This window comes from Achromobacter spanius (genome assembly GCF_002966795.1).
Taxonomy (GTDB): domain Bacteria; phylum Pseudomonadota; class Gammaproteobacteria; order Burkholderiales; family Burkholderiaceae_B; genus Achromobacter; species Achromobacter spanius_D.
Window position 1 is genome coordinate 3,996,978 of the sequence record NZ_CP023270.1, and the last position, 16,462, is coordinate 4,013,439.

Below are 16,462 nucleotides of genomic sequence, written 5' to 3' on the forward strand. Positions count from 1 at the left end.
GTCAGCACGACTTTAGGAGCGCCGGCACGGCCGCGCTTATCGATCGGTGCGGGAACTTATCGCAGAGTCAGATGGCGTGATAGGTGTATACACCTAGAGCCCGGCATTGCCCGAAACCACGCCCATAAAATTCCCGCAGAAGGCCCCGGCGGACAGGTGGCCCCGGCGAGGCGAGTGCGCGCGCATCGCCCGATCAGAACTGGGAGACAGATCATGCAAGAGACTTACGCCTTGCACGAAGGCGCGTTCGGCCGCGCGGTCGTGCTGGAGCTGCGTGGGGATTTGATTGCGCATGCGCATGCGGAAGTGCAGCTTGCCCTGTGGCTGGGCGGCGCAAGAGCCGAGGCGCACGTCGGCTCGAAACTGGTGCCCTACAGCGAACATCTTGCTCTAGGCACCAATACCTATGAATCCCATGACGCCCGGTTGCTCGACCGCTCCGGCCCCGCCGTCTTCCTCGTCCTTTACATTGCGAAGCCCTGGCTGGACGAGCGCCGCGCCGCCACCGGCCGACCTTTTCATTTCACCGCGCCCGGCGTGCCCATCGACCCGGCGGTGCGCCAGGGCTGTTGGAGCCTGCTGGACAAGATCGTCGCGCCGCAAAATCACCCGCGCGCCGACATCGACGCCGAAGTCGAAGCGCTGCTCCAGGCGGCGATCGAATCATCCTCCCAGACAAGCCGCGCGCCCGGCGCGGCACCCCGTCCGCAGACACTGGACAGGCGGCTTCGCACCGCCATCCTGTACATGCGCGAAAACGTCCACGAACCGGTTGCCGTGGAAGACATCGCCAGCAAAGTGGGGCTTTCGCGCGGCCACTTCTTCGCGCTGTTCCGCGACCAGCTCAACACCACGCCGCAGGTGTTCTGGAGCGCGGTGCGCGTGGAGGAAGCCGTGCGCAGGCTGGTCCAGCAGGAACAGCCGCTGACCTCGGTGGCGATGGACCTGGGGTTTTCGACGCCGGGAAATTTCTCGCGGTTTTTCCGCGATCACATGGGCGTGTCGCCGTCGCGTTTCCGGCGCGCGGCCTCGGGCTCCGCGCCGCATCTTCTGACAGGGATTCCCTGAAAGACGGCTGCCCGGCCCCAACGTACGCTCGCATGCATCGCGCCGGGGTTCATGAAGCCCGGTTTTGTGGCGCTACGCTTCCCCGCACTCCCAACGCGGCACCACCTCGAAAGGCGTGTCCTGCGCGGGCGGCAACAGCGCCAACGCCGCATCAACGGACGCCTCAGTAATCCAAACCGTCGCGCCGTCCGCCGGCACGAGCGGGGCATCGGCCATCAGCCGGTCTAGCGCTGCCTGCATCACCGGCGGCAGGTATTCCTTCAATGCGTCGATGTTCGCGCGGACACAAGCCACCGCCTCGGCCGGCGTGAAGCCATCCTCAATCAGATGCCCCACGTCCGCCGCGCTGCGCACCAGCGCATCGAACACAAACGCCTCGAACGACGCCCAGTCCACGCGCGCATCGCCGCTGTCATGCCAGACGAGCGCAACGCCCACGCCGCCACCCGCCGTGGGCGTGAGGCAATACGCATCGCCCGCGCCAGATTCCGCAAACGGCAGAAAGCGCCTGCCGTGCTGATAGCCGGGGTTGAGCCATTCCTCGGCGGTTTCGCGCGCCTGATGCGCGTTCATCCATTCCAGGTCATCCAGGCAGGACAGCACGGGCCGCGCCGCCAGCGTGTTGCCCTTCCAGTCGGCGCGCCACGCCGCGCTGTCCTCGCCATAGCCGATGCGGCCGGCGTCGATCAACCGGGCCAGCATGCCGGGCAAGGCCACACCGCAATCCTCGGCCAGTTCGGCAAACGTTGCCATTTGTCTTCTTCCTTCGTCAGAACTCAAGCACATCCAGGAAGCACTCGGCCTCGACCGGGTCGCCCAGCACGGTGGTCAGCGCCTGCAACGCACGCGCTCGATGCTCGGGCTTGATTTCCCAGTCATCGTTGCGCAGGTCTTCGTCGGCCTCCAGGCACACGACGCCAACCACGGCCAGCGCGGCCGCGAACGTCGGCAGATCGGGCGCCACCACGTCGGCGTCCCACGCGCCCGTGCCGTGCATGGCGTAGAGGATCTCGCCGGTTTCGGTGTCCAGGATGAAGGGGTCCGCGTTCTGGTCGGCGATCACCAGCCAGTTGTCCTGCCACTCCGCAACGCGTTCGCCGTTCGAGGCGTCCCAGCGATAGCCGGCCTGCCGGTCCCACAGCTTGTACAGCGGCGGAAAACTGATGTTGGTTTCGGAAAGCGTGATGCCGACCGGTCCCACGTTCTGGTGATAGGTGGCGCCCCACGGGCCGATCTGGTCGTAGAAGTCGGCCAGCACCTGCGGCAAAGCAATGTCGCCCTGCCACGCGTCGCGCGGCTGCGGACGTAGTTCGCCGAACCGGGCGAACTGCGCCCGGATGGGTTCAAAGGAATTCATGTTGATGCGTATCCGGACAACGTATCGAAAGTAAATCGTGCCGCGCGGGGTGTGGCACGAGGCGCCGCAATGATCGTCGGGCGCGACGCCAGCCCGCATTTTGCTACATTTGAACGCCCTGCCCCGATGCGACGCGCGAACCAACCGCCACGGGGCGGCGGCAGAAGAAAACCGCTTTCGATCACGGACAATCCATGCGCCCACCGTTTGCTGTTTCCGGCTCCCCCGCCCGCGTGGCGGGTTTCAGTCTCCGGCTGGTCCTGGCGCCGCTAGCGGCCACGGCCGCGCTTCTGGCCGGCACGGCCGCCCACGCACAGCAATGGTTCGAGGTGCCGCCGCGTCCGGATCACCCCAATATCTCGATCCGGATCGGGGGCCTGCCCGACACGCGACAAGCGTCGGGCAACGCCCGGGGCAAGATGGAGCTGCGCTACACCGCCGCGCAGACCATCCCGGGCGGGGACAAGCAGCGTGCGCGCTATGACCGATCCGTGACCGACGTGCTGTTCGACTGCCGCCGGGCGCAAGTCGGTTTCTTGCCGGCCACCAGCTACTACCTGAACGACACCCTCGTCACCACCATCAAGGACGAGACGCTGGACGAAACCCAGGTGCAGTTCGTGCGCTTTGCGCAAGGCAGCCCGCAGATGAAGGCGTTGCAGGCTGCCTGCGGCAAATAGCGACACTAAGCAAGCATCAACGCGCCCTGTGCGCGCGCGGGCTCATGGTCCTGCCCACCCCGCGCGGCGTCTTCGGACAACCGGAACACGCCGACCGCGCTTACCAGCTCGCGTGCCTGATCCTGCATCGAGCCGGCGGCGGCGGCCGCTTCCTCGACCAGCGCCGCGTTCTGCTGCGTGACTTCATCCATCTGCGCCACGGCGCGGTTCACCTGATCGATGCCGCTGGCCTGCTCGTGCGACGCGGCCGCGATCTCGCCCATGATGTCCGTCACGTGCTGCACGGCGGTGACGATCTCCTGCATGGTCGCACCCGCGCCTTCGGCCTGACGGGCGCCTGCGCCCACTTTTCCGACGGAATCCTCGATCAGCGCCTTGACCTCGCGCGCGGCCTGCGCGCTGCGCTGGGCCAACGAGCGGACTTCGCCCGCCACCACGGCAAAGCCCTTGCCCTCCTCGCCCGCGCGGGCCGCTTCGACCGCCGCGTTGAGCGCAAGGATGTTGGTCTGAAACGCAATGCCGTCGATCACCGACACAATGTCGGAAATCTTGTGCGAGCTGGCCGAGATCTCCTGCATGGTGCCAACCACCGCGGACACCGCCGCGCCGCCGCGCAGCGCGATTTCCGATGCACTGGCCGCAAGCTGGTTGGCCTGACGCGCGTTGTCCGCATTCTGCTTCACGGTCGAGGCCAGTTCCTCCATGGACGCCGCGGTTTCCTCAAGCGAGGCCGCCTGCTCTTCTGTGCGGCTGGACAGGTCGGTGTTGCCAGCGGCGATCTGGCCCGAGGCGCTGGCAATCGTTTCGGAACCGTGCCGGATCGCGCGGACGGCGCCGGCCAGCCGCTCCTGCATGTCCTGCAAGGCATGCAGCAGGCGCCCGGTCTCATCGCGGGAGCCCGCCACGATACGCTGACCCAAGTCTCCGCCCGCCACGGTTTCCGCCGCCTTGACGGCGCGTGCCAGCGGGCGGGTGATCGACCGGCTGACCCCCCACGCAAGCAGCGCCCCCAACGCGAGCGCCAGGCCCGCCAGGCCCACGTTCACGCGCTCGGCCTCCCCGATGATGGTCTGGCTTGCGATGCCGGCCTCGTCCATGGCGGCGGACTGCTGTCTGGACAACGCGATGATGTGGTCCTGCAGGCTGTCCAGAATGGGCAGCGTCTCTTGCAGCATCCGCTGGCGGGCGCCGTCACGATCGCCGCCTCGGATCATGGCGCCCACCGCCTGGAAGGATTTCACGTAACGGCCCCGCGCCTCTTCCAACGTGCGCAGCCGCCCGGCGGCGTCTGCCGTCGTCATCAAGGGCCGCAGCGTGGCCAGGGCGTCGTCGATGCGTTTGCGGTTGGCGTCGATCTGCTGGAACAGTTTGTTCATGGCGGCTGGGTCGGCGTTGACGATCAGTTCAAGATTGACGCGGGCGTTGGCGCGCGTCGTCACGTCGACCACCGATATCGCGCTGGCCTTCACCCAGGTTTCCTGAGTGATTTCGCGGTTGATGCTGCCGATGCGTGTCAGTTCAAAATGCGACACGCCGGCCAGGGCCAGCAACAGGACCAGCACTGCGCCAAAGCCCAGGCCCAGCCGGGTGCCGATGGAGAGATTGCCGAAATGGGTGCGGAGCTTCATGGGGTACCTCGGGAAAACCCCAGTCTAGGTTTCCCGACACATTTCGCAAACATTTGCACCCGGCGTTGTTTGCGTTTCCACAAAGACAGCGAAGATAAGGCGTGGCGCAGCAACACTGCTGTAACGCGTTTGACGTTAGCGCTAGCGCGGCAGCCCGGAACGCGGCGCGCAGCCACAGCCCCGCTACTGATACCGCTCGCGATACCCCACGGGCGACATGCCGCAGTACTTGTTGAAGATGTCGCGAAACGCCTTGGTGTCGTTGTAGCCCACTTCGTACATGACCTCGGCGACGCTCTTGCGCGAGGTTTCGAGCCGCTGCTTGGCGGCTTCGACACGCACGCGCTGCACGTATTCGACGATGCTGTTGCCGGTAGCCTGGCGAAAGCGCCGCTCCAGCGTGCGCCGGCCCAGCGCGTGGCGGCCGGCCAGTTCCTCGACGGTGATCTTCTCCTGGTAGCGGCCTTCGATGTAGTCCTGCACCGCCCGCACGATGTCGTCCGCGTGCGATTTCTGCCCCATGAAAACCGAAAACGGCAACTGGCTCTGGCGGCTCCAGTCCAGCTGGAAATACTTGGCGCACCAGATTGCGGTATCGCGATCGGTGTACTTTTCGATCAGGTGCAGCACGAGGTGCGCGGCAGAAAACGCGCCGCCGCTCGTATAGACCCCGTTTTCCGCCATGACGACGCGATCGCTCGTCCAGCGCACCGTGGGAAAAAGACTGGCGTAGAGGTTCTGCGCCACCCAGTGCACCACCGCCTGCTGACCGTCGAGCACGCCGCCCGCGGCGAGCAGCGCGGCCCCCATGCACAAGCTGGCGACCTCGCCGCCTTCCCGGTGATGGCGCGACAGCCATTCGATCAGCTCGCGGTTGGACAGCACCGCATCCGACACCGATCCCAAGAGCGGCGGTGCGATGCAGATGTCGATGTCGGTCGCGTCGGCCAGCACCATGTCGGCCTGCACCTTGATGCGTCCGTCGTCCAGGCTGACCTCGCGCGTCAGCGCCAGCGTGCGCACATGGAACCGCGGTTCGCGGCCATGCGCGCGCAGATATTCGTTGGCCACCATGAAGCCGTGACGCGCGGTTTCCAGGGACGCGATATTGGTCCCCTTTGGCAGCAGGAACGCGACGTTTTTCATGTTGCCAAGCATACGCCTGCACGCTGACGCAATCCACCCGCAAGATTGTCGCAATTGCCTATCTGAAAGCCGCGCGGATCCCGATAAAGTGGCTCCTGCCGATCCAGAAATCCGGACGGCGGCCGGGGCGGATTGCGGACGTCCCCGGCCAAACCAGAACAACACGGACCCGAGGAGTGATCGATGGACAAGTACATAGACGGTTTCCTGCTGTGCGTACCCAAGGCCAACCTGGACACGTACAAGAAAATGGCCACGCACGCCGAGGGCATCTGGCGCGAACACGGCGCGCTGGATTACCGCGAAGGCGTGGCCGACGATATCGACGGCGAAGGCTTCGCGTCGTTCAGCGCCGCAGCCGGGGCACGCGAAGGCGAAGTCGTGGTGTTCGCGTGGATCCTGTATCCCAGCAAGGAAGAGCGCAATCGCATCAACGCCAAGGTGATGGCCGACCCGCGCCTGGCGGAAATGTGCTGCGAGGGCGTGTTCGACGTCAAGCGCATGTGCTGGGGCGGCTTCGCCACGCTGGTCGGCAACTAGCAAACCCGGCCGCGCCCGAGTGCAGATACTCAACCCGCAGCCGTTCGACAACCCTGGAGACTCATCATGGCCACCCAAGCAGCCAAGCCCATTCCCGACGGCATGCACACGCTGACGCCGCACATCATTTGCGAGGGCGCGTCCGATGCCCTGGCCTTCTACAAGAAAGCCTTCAATGCCGAGGAGCTGATGCGGCTGCCCGGACCCAACGGCAAAATCATGCACGCGGCCATCCGGATCGGTGATTCGGTCCTGATGCTGATGGATGATTTTCCGGAATGGGGCAGCCTGGGACCGAAGGCGCTCAAGGGCACGCCCGCGGTGCTGCACCTGTACGTGACCGACGCGGATGCATCGATCCAGCAGGCCGTCGCGGCGGGCGCACAAGTCACGATGCCCGCTGCCGACATGTTCTGGGGCGACCGCTACGGACAGGTGGTGGACCCGTTCGGTCACCGCTGGTCCATCGCCACGCACATGCAGGACCTCACGCCCGAGGAGATCCAGCAGAACATGGCAAAAATGGGGCCGACCGACGGCTGCGGCGACCCTTCAAAACAATGATGGCGCGGCGTGACGCGGCCCAGCCGCGCCACGCCGTCCTATCAAGGGGCCAGTTGCGGATACGGCCCCAGGAAATCCAGCTTGCCGATCGGCACGCCCGCCTGGCGCAGGATGCCGTAGGCGGTCGTCACGTGGAAGTAGAAGTTGGGCAGCGCGAACGTCAGCAGATATTCGTCGCCCTGGAATTCGGGCTTGAACTCGCCAAAGCTCAGCGTGATGCGGCGGCTTTCGGCGCCATCGACCTGCTCGCGCTTCACGCCTTGCAGATACGCGATCGTGTCGGCCACGCGCTGCTGCAATTGCGCGAGCGTGGTTTCGGTGTCGGCAAATTTCGGGGCGTCGCCCTGCGACAGCCGCTGCGCCGCGAACTTCGAGGCGTCGCTGGCCCGCTGGACCTGGCCAGACAGCGGATACATATCGGGCGCAAGGCGCGCGTTGACAAGTTCCGCAGGATCGAGGCCGGTGGTTTGCGCGTGGGCGGCGGCCTTTTCAAGCAACGCGGCCAGCACGTTCAGGCCGCGGATGAAGACAGGCACCGACGCCTGGTACATGGACAGGGGCATATCGACGACTTCCGTAAGAGTTGGAGGTGGCAAAGGGGCGTCAACAGGCACCGGGCGCCGGACGCTTTGGGATTGCAGCGATGTTACGCCGCCCCGCAGTCGACAGGATGCCGGTGACGGCGACAACATCATTCTGGATGCTTGGACAATCAGGTGCGCCGCTGCCCCTGAAAGAACCGCCACACCAGCGCGGACGCATCCGGACCGCTGCGCGCGTGATACCGGATGGCGGGATCGCCGCCGCTCCAGGCGTGTTCAAGCCGCGAGATCTCGCACAGCCGCAGCACCGTCTTGCGGCCGCGCAGCACATCGACCCGGCGGTACGCCTTTTCGGTGCCCAGTCCCAGCACGCGCTCGACCGGCAACGCGTGCGGATCGGCGGCGTTCAAGGTGCGGAACTGTTCAAACAACTGCCGGGCGTTGCGCGGGGCCACCGCCGGGTCGAGCTGGCCGTGCAGAATCAACGCCGGCATGCCCAGGTCAAAGACGGCGGGGTCCGCCACGGATTCCACCAGCGGCGCCAGCGCCTTGATGCTGCCGCGCCGCATGGTGCTCAGGCCATTGCCCGCGTTATGCGCGTCGCCCACGACCGGCCCCGAGTGCATGGCTACCGCGGCGATCAGGCTCGGATGACGCAGGGCAACGAGTGCCGCCATGCCCGCCCCCGCCGACAGACCCGCCACGTAGATGCGTTCGGGGTCCAGGTCATGTCGCGCGACCTCGGACCGGATCAGGGCCGCGATCAGATCGGCCTCGGCCCCGCCATGATCGTCATCCGGCTGAAACCAGCGCCAGCAGCGCTGCACCTGGCGCGCCAGGGACTGCTGGGGATACAGCACCATGAAGTCACCGGCGTCGGCCCACTGGTTCATGCGCGTCCCTCGCGCGAAGGCCTCGGACGTCTGCCGGCAGCCGTGCAGCATCACGACCAGCGGCATGCCGGCGGCCGTGGCGGATGGAGCAGATGCGGGCGTGTAGCGGGCAAAGGCCAACCGGCGGCCCGTCTTGTCCGTGAACTGGCGCGAGGTCTCCCAGCGCCCGGCGCCGAGCGACGTCGCCTCGGGCGCCGCCGCCCTGCCCGCGCCCGTGTTCACGGCAGGCCGCGCCGTCTTCACCGCACGCCCCGCCTTGGAGCCGGCGGCCGTCTTGCGCGCCGACGTGGCCCGTTTGCGGGCGGGTTTGGGGGCCGCCAGGCGCATTGCCGCGCGCTGGAGCCGGGAGATCTTCTTTGCCGCTTTGAAAAACAGACTGCTGAAACTGCGCGCCATTGCTAGGGCCTGTTCGGTAGTTCCTGTTTGCCGCGCCGCTCGGGGTGCCGGGGTGGGCAGCGCCGGACGACGGTCGCCGCGGCTACGCCGCTCCGCAAGGCGGATGCCTGTCGTCGAATGCGGGCGTAAGGATGGGCGGTAAGGACGCCCCAACCGTGAGACCAGGTGCCGGATTCATGAGTGCTTCCCCTAAGAGTGTCGATCACGGCAGCGCCTTGTGCGGCCGACGTGCAAGCCCGGAGTGAAGAACGTGCGACGCCTCTGTCGGGCGGTTTGTTCGCGGGGTGAATGTATCACAGCGTAACGAAATTGCGATCGATCAAGCCAGGCTGACGAGCGCCTTGAGCGCCCATGCCAAAAAGCCTAAGGTAGACAGCTTGTCACAGGCAGGCCTTCCATGTTTCCCAACGACCGACCCCAGACCCTGGGCGAAGAAATCGCCAACAGCATCAGCCACGGCCTTGGCGCCTTGGGCGCACTGGCGGGCACCCCGCTCCTGATCGCCGCCGCAGTGCGTCAAGGCGATGCCGCCTTCATCGCCGGCGCCGCCGTGTTCGCGGCATCGATGTGCCTGCTGTACCTCGCGTCCGCCATCTATCACGCACTGCCCCGCTGCCGCGCCAAGCAGATCTTCAACGTGCTGGACCATTCGGCCATCTACCTGCTCATTGCCGGCACGTATACCCCGTTCGCGCTGGGCGCGCTGCGCGGGCCCTGGGGCTGGACGCTCTTCGGGCTGGTGTGGGGCCTGGCGCTGCTTGGCGTGGGCCTGAAGGCCAGCAAACGGCTCAACCGGCCCGCGCTCTCCACCGGCTTGTACCTTGCGATGGGCTGGATCGTCGTTATCGCGGTCAAACCCCTGCTTGAATTGGTCCCGGCCGGCGGCCTGTGGTGGCTGGTGGCGGGCGGCCTCGCGTACACCGGCGGCGTGGTGTTCTTCGTGTTCGACAACCGCTGGCGCTACAGCCATTTCATCTGGCATCTGTTCGTGCTGGCCGGCACCGTCTGCCACTTCTTCGCGGTGTTCTGGTACGCCGCCTAGGTACGCCACCTAGGCGCGAAAAGCCGCCACATCCGCTTCCTCCGGACAAACCTAAGGACACATCGGGGCCAGCAGCGACTACGAAACCGCGCAAAACGTTTCGAGCGCGGGGGCCGGGCGCTCCCCGGGGCGGCCCCCGCGCCCCACGAGTGCAATCTCGTGGCCTGCCGACACAGGAAAACACATCGCGAAACTTGTCCCACGACGGTCCGGCTCGTCATCATGGTCGGACTTTCAACCGGAACAAGGAGTTTTCATGCAGCGTTCCAAATACGCATTCCTATCCGCCGCCATTCTGACGACGGCGCTGTCCGGTGCACCTGCTTTGGCGCAACAGGGCGCGCAGGCCCCGGCACAGACGCAAACCCAAGGACAAACCCCGCCGGGCATGGCGCCCGCCGTGCAGAAGCCGACGGATCAGCAATTGCAGAAGTTCGCGTCGGCATCGCAGAAGATTTCGGGCGTCGTTGACGAGTATCGTCCCAAGGTCGATGCCGCCAAGACCGACGACGCCAAGCAGAAGGTCGTCAAGGAAGCTGACGAAAAAATGGTCAAGCTGGTGCGCGCGGACGGCCTGTCGGTCGAGGAATTCAACGGCATCGGCCAGGCCGTGCAGCAGGATCCCCAGTTGCGCGATCGCCTGATGAAGATGCGCCCGGCGCAGTAAGCCCAGGCGTTGACGGGCACGCAGTTGCAAACGCAAACGCAAACCCGCGACCGCTACCCCAGTAAAAACAACGCGCCGCATGCCCTGAATCGGACATGCGGCGCGTTGTCTTTACTGGGTGGCATTCCGGCAGGGCCGGGGCCTCGGCACATCAGGTCTTCAAACGGTAGCCCGTCTTGAAGATCCAGCGCACGCCGATCAGGCACGCTACCAGGAAGGCGAGCGTCATGCCCACGCTGATCCCGATGCTCACGTCCGCCACGCCAAAGAATGCCCAGCGGAAACCGCTGACCAGGTAGACCACGGGATTGAACAGCGTGACCGTCTGCCAGAACGGCGGCAGCATGTTGATCGAATAGAACGTGCCGCCCAGGAAGGTCAGCGGCGTAATGATCATCAGCGGAATGATCTGCAGCTTCTCAAACCCGTCGGCCCAGATCCCGATGATGAAGCCGAACAGGCTGAACGTCACCGCGGTCAGCACCAGGAACGACAGCATCCAGAACGGATGCGCCACGTCGAAAGCCACGAACAGCCGCGCGGTGGCCAGCATGATGAGGCCCAGAATGATGGACTTGCTGGCGGCCGCGCCAACGTAACCCATCAGGATTTCCACGTAGGAAATGGGCGCGGAGTGGATCTCGTAGATCGTGCCGGAAAAGCGCGGCATGTAGATGCCGAACGAGGCATTGGCCACGCTCTGCGTCAAGAGCGACAGCATGATCATGCCGGGAACGATGAACGCCCCGTAGCTCACGCCGTCAATTTCGACCATGTGCGAACCGATGGCCGAGCCGAACACGACAAAGTAAAGCGACGTTGAAATCACCGGCGACAGCACGCTTTGCATCAGCGTGCGCCAGGCGCGGGCCATTTCAAAAAGGTAGATGGCGCGAATGGCGTAGAAGTTCATGATTGACCGTGCACCAGGCTGACAAAGATGTCCTCGAGCGAGCTTTCCGAGGTGTTCAGATCTGCGAATTCGATCTGCAGGCGGCTCAAGTCCTGCAGCAGACGCGAAATATCGCCGCCGCGCTCATTGTCGTAGGTATAGACAAGCTTGTAGCCGTCCGGCGAAAGCTCGAGCTGGTAGGCGTCCAGCGCCGTCGGAATGCCCGGCAGCGGCGCCTTCAGCGTCAGCGCAAGCTGGCGCTTGCCCAGCTTGGCCATCAGCGCATCCTTTTCTTCGACGAGGATAATTTCACCCTTGCGGATCACGCCGATGCGGTCCGCCATTTCCTGGGCTTCTTCGATGTAGTGCGTGGTAAGGATGATGGTGACGCCGCTTTCGCGCAGCCGCCGCACCATTTCCCACATGCCGCGCCGCAATTCGACGTCGACGCCCGCGGTGGGCTCATCCAGAAACAGGATGGCCGGCTCGTGCGACAGCGCCTTGGCAATCATGACGCGCCGCTTCATCCCGCCGGACAGCGCCATGATGCGGCTGTCCTTCTTGTCCCACAGCGACAGATCGCGCAGGACCTTTTCGATATAGGCGGGGTCTGCCGGCTTGCCGAACAGGCCGCGGCTGAAGGTGACGGTGTTCCAGACGCTTTCGAACGCGTCCGTGGAGATTTCCTGCGGCACCAGTCCGATCTTGGACCGGGCGGCGCGAAAATCCGTCACGATGTCGTGCCCATCGGCCAGCACGGTGCCGTGGGTGGGATTGACGATGCCGCAGATGATGCTGATCAGCGTCGTCTTGCCCGCGCCGTTCGGCCCGAGCAACGCAAAAATTTCGCCGCGCTGGATGTCCAGGTTGACGTTCTTGAGCGCCTGGAATCCGGACGCATATTGCTTGGATAAGCCTTGTACTGCAATGACTGGCTGCACGCGAGCCCCCAACTTGACCATAGCCGGAGGATTTTACCCGTCGCGCAGCCCGCGCTTGTTCAGCCTGGCGGAACGGTGTGTTTTCTTTTTGGGAACACTGGACTAGAAGTCGTCGTCCTCTTCCACCTTGGGCATCAGGTAAGCCGTCAGCGCGCTGGACAGGCCGGCCATCATCCACAGGACGAAGAACGACACGGTGTAAAAGCCCATCCGGCCCGTCGGGACGTGTCCGAAGATGGCCACATCAAGGGGGTCGATCAGGGCAAAGATCAGCGCGCTTCCCGCAGCGGCCGCCATGAACGACGGCCACAGGATCCACATCAACGATCGCAATCCCATGCGTGAACTCCCCCGATCAAGGTTTGGCGGCCGCGGGGCTGGCGGCCGCCGGCGCCTGGCTCGCGGCCGCGCCGGACGCGGTCTGTTCGATGACCAGGCCGCGCTTGACCACGCCCTCCTGGATGGGCTGGCTGGCAAACTGGGTCATCGCGAAGTAGATGGTGATGAAGCAGCCGACCATGGCGGCAAACGGGCCGGCCATCAGGATCCAAGGCCACGGCTCGCGATACCAGGGTTTGACGAGACGCGCCGCGTCGGCGGGGTCGAGGGTGATTTGTGCAGTGTTCATGAATATTCCTTGTAGTGGCCAGGGCGGATATCAGCCCTACTCGGGCACGTAGAAACTGGCGGCTTCGTCGGTTTCGACCTGCCGGTTCTCGCCGTCCTGCCCCTTGGCGCGCAGCGTGATGGCATGGGCGCCGGGCTCGGCGCCCGCCGGCGCACGGATGACCATGGGCAAGAGCTTGTTGGCGGCGGGTTCGACATCGACCACGTCCGAACCTTGCCGGCCTGCCATCACCGCCAGGTCCGGCATGCCTTCGGCCGACAGGCGCAGGCGCATCGGCGAGTCCGATGTGTTGATGATCTGCAGGCGGTAGACGTTTTCGATCATGCCGCCCGCAACCTCGCGGCCCAGGCCGCCACGGTCGCGCATGATGTCGACACGCAGCGGATTGCGCACCACCAACGACGCGACAAACGCGATCGCCAGCACGAGGATCAGCGCGCCGTAGATCAGGACACGCGGCCGCAGCAGGTGCGACCGCGCGCTCTTGGACGACAGGCCGTCCAGCATGGCGTGTTCGGACGTGTAGCGGATGAGACCGGGCTCGTACTGCATCTTGTCCATCACCTGATCACAGGCGTCGATACACGCGCCGCAGCCGATGCACATGTACTGCAGGCCGTCGCGGATGTCGATGCCGGTCGGGCAGACCTGCACGCAAAGACTGCAATCGACACAGTCGCCCAGCCCCTTGGCTTTGTGGTCGACCTTGCGCGAACGGCCCCCGCGCGGGTCGCCGCGGCGCTTGTCGTAGGTGACGACAAAAGTGTCCGGATCGACCATCACGCTCTGGAAGCGGGCGTACGGGCACATGTACTTGCAGACCGATTCCCGCATGAAGCCGGCATTGCCCCAGGTGGCAAAGCCGTAGAACAGCATCCAGAACCACTGCCACGCGCCCAGTTGCAGCGCGAAGAGTTCGTGGCCCAGTTCCCGGATGGGCGCGAAATAGCCGATGAACGTGGAACCCGTCCACCACGCCAGCGCGATCCACAGGAAATGCTTGGTGAACTTCAGGCGGAACTTGCGCCAACTCCAGGGCGATTCGTCCAGCCGGATGCGCGCGATGCGGTCGCCTTCGACCTTGCGCTCGATCCACATGAAGATTTCGGTGTAGACGGTCTGGGGACAGGCGTACCCGCAGAACAGCCGACCGGCCACCGCGGTAAAGAGAAACAGCGCCAATGCCGAGATGATGAGCAACACGGCAAGGTACACGACGTCCTGCGGCCACAGCACCAGGCCGAAGATGTAGAACTTGCGCGCGCCCAGGTCGAACAGCACAGCCTGGCGCCCGTTCCATTGCAACCAGGGCAAGCCGTAGAAGATGATCTGCGTGATAAAGACGAACGCGATACGCCAGCGAGCAAAGATGCCACTGACGGATCGCGGATAGATCTTGCTGCGCACCCCCGCCAGTGTCTGTTCCAGGGTTTCCTGGCCCGGACGCGGCGGCCGCGTGTGCGGCCGCCAGGGCGGCGGGTCACCGCCAGGCGAAGTGCTGACGCTTGCGGTTGACCCATCTTCCATTTGCTGCTCCGTGCTTGTAAGTGCTTAGTGTTATGGGAGGCCGCGGCGCGGCCTCCCATTTACGTGCTGCTCGTTCACTGCTTCGCCGTGCCAGACTCGGCAGGCGCCGCAGCGGCCTGGCTCTGCGCCGGGTTCTGCGCATCCGGCTTGTTCGACAGCCCCCAGACCCAGGCAGTCAGGATCTTGATCTGATCCGGGGTCAGGATGTGCTCGTGCGCCGGCATCTGGTTGTCGCGGCCATCAAGAATGGTCTTGACGATGCTGGTTTCCGAACTGCCGTAGAGCCAGACGTCGTCCGTCAGGTTCGGCGCGCCGACGAGCTGGTTGCCCTTGCCATCGACACCGTGACAGGCGACGCAGAAGTTGGCGAACTCACGCTTGCCGCGGAACACGCGGATCGGATCGGAGGTCAGGCCCGACAGCGAACGCACGTACTGCGCGATGTCGCCGGCCATCTTGGGATCGATGGATGCCTTCCAGGGCGGCATGATGCCGTGGCGGCCTTCCTTGATGGTCTGCATGATGGCTTCGGGCGAGCCGCCGTGCAGCCAGTCGTCGTCCGTCAGGTTGGGATAGCCGGGGCCACCCTTGGCATCCGATCGGTGGCACTGCGAGCAGGTGTTCAGGAAGAGGCGCTGGCCGATTTCGCGGGCGCCCGGATCCTGTGCAACCTGCGGCACCGTCATGGTGTCGAAGCGCGCGTAGATGGGCCGGACAGCTTCGGCCATCTTGGCCTGCTGCTGCTCCAGTTCCCCGGCGCTGCTGAAACCCAGCTTGCCCTTGTATTCGCCCAGGCCCGGCATCAGGAACAGATAACCCAATGCAAAGGCGCAGGCCAGCAGGTACATCCACGTCCACCAGGTGGGGACCGGGTTGTTGAGCTCGGTCAGGTCGCCGTCCCAGACGTGGCCCGTGTCCTCGACCTGGCCGCTGGCCGGCTTGGCGCTGAGCCAGCGGCGTTGCGTGTACAGCAGCCACACGCACCACACCACCCCGCCCACGGCGACGATCGAGATGAAATACCCCCAGAAGCCATTAACGAAATCGCTCATGACCGATTCGCTCCATCTTGTTGTGCCTGTCCGAATTCATCGGGCAGTGCGAACGGCAACATGGCCGATTCGCGGTTGGCGCCCTGGCGGCCGCGCGAGCAGGCCCACCAGACGATGCCGAAAAAGGTTGCCATCGAGATGGCGGTGACGATTGCGCTCAGGTAGCCGACCATGATCAGCCTCCCGTGGCCGCAGGCGCGGCGGGTTGCTGAGCCTTCTTGGCGGCTTCGGCCTTGGCCTCTTCGGCCTGCTTGGCCAACTGCGCCTTGCGGACGCCAACACCCAGGCCTTGCAGGTAGGCCACCAGCGCGTCTTCTTCCGTCTTGCCCTCGATGGCCTTGGGCGCGGCGGCGATTTCTTCGTCGGTGTAGGGCACGCCCAGGGCACGCAGGGCACGCATGCGCTGGTCTACGTTCTGGCCGGTGATGACCGTCTTTTCCAGCCACGGGTAGGCGGGCATGTTGGATTCCGGCACTTCCTTGCGCGGATCGCGCAGGTGGCGGCGGTGCCAGTCGTCGGAGTAGCGTTCACCGACACGCGCCAGGTCGGGACCCGTGCGCTTGGAACCCCACAGGAACGGGTGGTCGAACACCGACTCGGACGCCAGCGAGTACGAGCCGTAGCGCTGGACCTCGGCGGCGAGCACGCGCACCTGTTGCGAGTGGCAGCCCACGCAGCCTTCGCGGATGTAGACGTCGCGGCCCATCAGCCGCAGCGGGCTGTAGGGTTCGACGCCCGCCACGGGCTGGGTGGTGCTGTGCTGGAAGAACAGCGGGATGATCTGGACCAGGCCCGCGAAGGAGACCACCAGGATGCTGGCGATGATCATCCAGCCGATGTTCTTCTCGAGGGTCTGGTGAGAAAAGAAGCCGTGATTCTTGTTGGCCATGATGTCCTCG

General features: G+C 65.1%; 20 protein-coding genes. 6 read left to right on the forward strand and 14 right to left on the reverse strand.

The window, feature by feature from the left end:
* Positions 1 to 213 precede the first annotated feature (213 nt).
* A complete protein-coding gene (locus tag CLM73_RS17995) occupies positions 214 to 1,068 on the forward strand; it encodes a helix-turn-helix domain-containing protein (protein ID WP_105239590.1) in 855 nt (284 codons plus the stop codon).
* Between the two features lie 72 nt (positions 1,069 to 1,140).
* On the opposite strand, the gene CLM73_RS18000 is transcribed toward CLM73_RS17995, so the two are convergent.
* Complete coding sequence (locus CLM73_RS18000; protein ID WP_105239591.1) at positions 1,141 to 1,821, reverse strand: SMI1/KNR4 family protein; 681 nt, start codon at positions 1,819 to 1,821, stop codon at positions 1,141 to 1,143.
* A gap of 16 nt (positions 1,822 to 1,837) precedes the next feature.
* A complete protein-coding gene (locus CLM73_RS18005) occupies positions 1,838 to 2,425 on the reverse strand; it encodes an SUKH-4 family immunity protein (protein WP_105239592.1) in 588 nt (195 codons plus the stop codon).
* Between the two features lie 194 nt (positions 2,426 to 2,619).
* Here CLM73_RS18005 and CLM73_RS18010 point away from each other — a divergent pair, with 194 nt between their 5' ends.
* Positions 2,620 to 3,105, forward strand: coding sequence for a hypothetical protein (locus CLM73_RS18010; protein ID WP_158685883.1), 486 nt, complete (start codon positions 2,620 to 2,622; stop codon positions 3,103 to 3,105).
* 5 nt (positions 3,106 to 3,110) lie between these two features.
* Here the strand turns inward: CLM73_RS18010 and CLM73_RS18015 are convergent, their stop codons facing one another.
* Both CLM73_RS18015 and CLM73_RS18020 read right to left on the reverse strand, forming a co-directional pair.
* Entirely contained in the window at positions 3,111 to 4,733 is a 1,623-nt protein-coding gene (locus CLM73_RS18015) for a methyl-accepting chemotaxis protein (RefSeq protein WP_105239594.1), read from the reverse strand.
* 183 nt (positions 4,734 to 4,916) lie between these two features.
* On the reverse strand, positions 4,917 to 5,891 hold the full coding sequence (locus CLM73_RS18020) for a GlxA family transcriptional regulator (protein WP_105239595.1): 975 nt from the start codon (positions 5,889 to 5,891) through the stop codon (positions 4,917 to 4,919).
* 171 nt (positions 5,892 to 6,062) lie between these two features.
* Between CLM73_RS18020 and CLM73_RS18025 the strand changes: the two genes are divergently transcribed.
* Positions 6,063 to 6,419 carry a DUF1428 domain-containing protein gene (locus CLM73_RS18025; RefSeq protein WP_105239596.1) on the forward strand — a complete coding sequence of 119 codons (357 nt, stop codon included), beginning with the start codon at positions 6,063 to 6,065 and terminating at the stop codon, positions 6,417 to 6,419.
* Positions 6,420 to 6,485: 66 nt separating this feature from the next.
* Positions 6,486 to 6,983 (forward strand): VOC family protein, encoded by a 498-nt coding sequence (locus tag CLM73_RS18030; RefSeq protein ID WP_105239597.1) that lies wholly within the window; start codon positions 6,486 to 6,488, stop codon positions 6,981 to 6,983.
* 41 nt (positions 6,984 to 7,024) lie between these two features.
* Here the strand turns inward: CLM73_RS18030 and CLM73_RS18035 are convergent, their stop codons facing one another.
* Together CLM73_RS18035 and CLM73_RS18040 are read right to left on the reverse strand one after the other, a co-directional pair.
* Positions 7,025 to 7,546: a DUF1993 domain-containing protein gene (locus tag CLM73_RS18035; protein ID WP_105239598.1), complete on the reverse strand. Its 522-nt coding sequence runs from the start codon at positions 7,544 to 7,546 to the stop codon at positions 7,025 to 7,027.
* 149 nt (positions 7,547 to 7,695) lie between these two features.
* Complete coding sequence (locus CLM73_RS18040) at positions 7,696 to 8,814, reverse strand: alpha/beta hydrolase family esterase (RefSeq protein ID WP_105239599.1); 1,119 nt, start codon at positions 8,812 to 8,814, stop codon at positions 7,696 to 7,698.
* A gap of 397 nt (positions 8,815 to 9,211) precedes the next feature.
* Here CLM73_RS18040 and trhA point away from each other — a divergent pair, with 397 nt between their 5' ends.
* Both trhA and CLM73_RS18050 read left to right on the forward strand, forming a co-directional pair.
* Complete coding sequence (gene trhA, locus CLM73_RS18045) at positions 9,212 to 9,856, forward strand: PAQR family membrane homeostasis protein TrhA (protein ID WP_105239600.1); 645 nt, start codon at positions 9,212 to 9,214, stop codon at positions 9,854 to 9,856.
* Between the two features lie 256 nt (positions 9,857 to 10,112).
* Positions 10,113 to 10,523 carry a DUF4168 domain-containing protein gene (locus CLM73_RS18050; RefSeq protein WP_105239601.1) on the forward strand — a complete coding sequence of 137 codons (411 nt, stop codon included), beginning with the start codon at positions 10,113 to 10,115 and terminating at the stop codon, positions 10,521 to 10,523.
* 151 nt (positions 10,524 to 10,674) lie between these two features.
* On the opposite strand, the gene CLM73_RS18055 is transcribed toward CLM73_RS18050, so the two are convergent.
* The 8 genes from CLM73_RS18055 to ccoO form a co-directional block, all read right to left on the reverse strand.
* Positions 10,675 to 11,436 (reverse strand): ABC transporter permease, encoded by a 762-nt coding sequence (locus tag CLM73_RS18055; protein ID WP_056563003.1) that lies wholly within the window; start codon positions 11,434 to 11,436, stop codon positions 10,675 to 10,677.
* Entirely contained in the window at positions 11,433 to 12,356 is a 924-nt protein-coding gene (locus CLM73_RS18060; RefSeq protein ID WP_105241595.1) for an ABC transporter ATP-binding protein, read from the reverse strand. The genes CLM73_RS18055 and CLM73_RS18060 overlap by 4 nt, the downstream gene beginning before the upstream one ends.
* Positions 12,357 to 12,458: 102 nt before the next feature.
* On the reverse strand, positions 12,459 to 12,695 hold the full coding sequence (locus tag CLM73_RS18065) for a hypothetical protein (protein ID WP_105239602.1): 237 nt from the start codon (positions 12,693 to 12,695) through the stop codon (positions 12,459 to 12,461).
* A 16-nt stretch (positions 12,696 to 12,711) separates the two neighbouring features.
* Positions 12,712 to 12,984 carry a FixH family protein gene (locus tag CLM73_RS18070; RefSeq protein WP_105239603.1) on the reverse strand — a complete coding sequence of 91 codons (273 nt, stop codon included), beginning with the start codon at positions 12,982 to 12,984 and terminating at the stop codon, positions 12,712 to 12,714.
* Positions 12,985 to 13,020: 36 nt separating this feature from the next.
* Positions 13,021 to 14,511 carry a cytochrome c oxidase accessory protein CcoG gene (gene ccoG / locus CLM73_RS18075; RefSeq protein WP_105239604.1) on the reverse strand — a complete coding sequence of 497 codons (1,491 nt, stop codon included), beginning with the start codon at positions 14,509 to 14,511 and terminating at the stop codon, positions 13,021 to 13,023.
* Between the two features lie 74 nt (positions 14,512 to 14,585).
* Complete coding sequence (ccoP, locus tag CLM73_RS18080; RefSeq protein WP_105239605.1) at positions 14,586 to 15,563, reverse strand: cytochrome-c oxidase, cbb3-type subunit III; 978 nt, start codon at positions 15,561 to 15,563, stop codon at positions 14,586 to 14,588.
* A complete protein-coding gene (locus CLM73_RS18085) occupies positions 15,560 to 15,736 on the reverse strand; it encodes a cbb3-type cytochrome oxidase subunit 3 (protein ID WP_056563017.1) in 177 nt (58 codons plus the stop codon). The genes ccoP and CLM73_RS18085 overlap by 4 nt, the downstream gene beginning before the upstream one ends.
* A 2-nt stretch (positions 15,737 to 15,738) precedes the next feature.
* Complete coding sequence (gene ccoO, locus CLM73_RS18090) at positions 15,739 to 16,452, reverse strand: cytochrome-c oxidase, cbb3-type subunit II (protein WP_105239606.1); 714 nt, start codon at positions 16,450 to 16,452, stop codon at positions 15,739 to 15,741.
* Positions 16,453 to 16,462 lie beyond the last annotated feature (10 nt).

What these genes read in the sequence shown, in the direction of transcription:
- CLM73_RS18030 (WP_105239597.1), top strand. Translation starts at nt 6,486, where the DNA reads ATGGCCACCCAAGCAGCCAAGCCCATTCCCGACGGCATGCACACGCTG.
- ccoG (WP_105239604.1), bottom strand. Translation starts at nt 14,511, where the DNA reads ATGGAAGATGGGTCAACCGCAAGCGTCAGCACTTCGCCTGGCGGTGAC.
- trhA (WP_105239600.1), top strand. Translation starts at nt 9,212, where the DNA reads ATGTTTCCCAACGACCGACCCCAGACCCTGGGCGAAGAAATCGCCAAC.
- CLM73_RS18035 (WP_105239598.1), bottom strand. Translation starts at nt 7,546, where the DNA reads ATGCCCCTGTCCATGTACCAGGCGTCGGTGCCTGTCTTCATCCGCGGC.
- CLM73_RS18055 (WP_056563003.1), bottom strand. Translation starts at nt 11,436, where the DNA reads ATGAACTTCTACGCCATTCGCGCCATCTACCTTTTTGAAATGGCCCGC.
- CLM73_RS18085 (WP_056563017.1), bottom strand. Translation starts at nt 15,736, where the DNA reads ATGGTCGGCTACCTGAGCGCAATCGTCACCGCCATCTCGATGGCAACC.
- ccoO (WP_105239606.1), bottom strand. Translation starts at nt 16,452, where the DNA reads ATGGCCAACAAGAATCACGGCTTCTTTTCTCACCAGACCCTCGAGAAG.
- CLM73_RS18065 (WP_105239602.1), bottom strand. Translation starts at nt 12,695, where the DNA reads ATGGGATTGCGATCGTTGATGTGGATCCTGTGGCCGTCGTTCATGGCG.
- CLM73_RS18015 (WP_105239594.1), bottom strand. Translation starts at nt 4,733, where the DNA reads ATGAAGCTCCGCACCCATTTCGGCAATCTCTCCATCGGCACCCGGCTG.
- CLM73_RS18005 (WP_105239592.1), bottom strand. Translation starts at nt 2,425, where the DNA reads ATGAATTCCTTTGAACCCATCCGGGCGCAGTTCGCCCGGTTCGGCGAA.
- CLM73_RS18070 (WP_105239603.1), bottom strand. Translation starts at nt 12,984, where the DNA reads ATGAACACTGCACAAATCACCCTCGACCCCGCCGACGCGGCGCGTCTC.
- CLM73_RS18010 (WP_158685883.1), top strand. Translation starts at nt 2,620, where the DNA reads ATGCGCCCACCGTTTGCTGTTTCCGGCTCCCCCGCCCGCGTGGCGGGT.
- ccoP (WP_105239605.1), bottom strand. Translation starts at nt 15,563, where the DNA reads ATGAGCGATTTCGTTAATGGCTTCTGGGGGTATTTCATCTCGATCGTC.
- CLM73_RS17995 (WP_105239590.1), top strand. Translation starts at nt 214, where the DNA reads ATGCAAGAGACTTACGCCTTGCACGAAGGCGCGTTCGGCCGCGCGGTC.
- CLM73_RS18025 (WP_105239596.1), top strand. Translation starts at nt 6,063, where the DNA reads ATGGACAAGTACATAGACGGTTTCCTGCTGTGCGTACCCAAGGCCAAC.
- CLM73_RS18040 (WP_105239599.1), bottom strand. Translation starts at nt 8,814, where the DNA reads ATGGCGCGCAGTTTCAGCAGTCTGTTTTTCAAAGCGGCAAAGAAGATC.
- CLM73_RS18050 (WP_105239601.1), top strand. Translation starts at nt 10,113, where the DNA reads ATGCAGCGTTCCAAATACGCATTCCTATCCGCCGCCATTCTGACGACG.
- CLM73_RS18000 (WP_105239591.1), bottom strand. Translation starts at nt 1,821, where the DNA reads ATGGCAACGTTTGCCGAACTGGCCGAGGATTGCGGTGTGGCCTTGCCC.
- CLM73_RS18020 (WP_105239595.1), bottom strand. Translation starts at nt 5,891, where the DNA reads ATGCTTGGCAACATGAAAAACGTCGCGTTCCTGCTGCCAAAGGGGACC.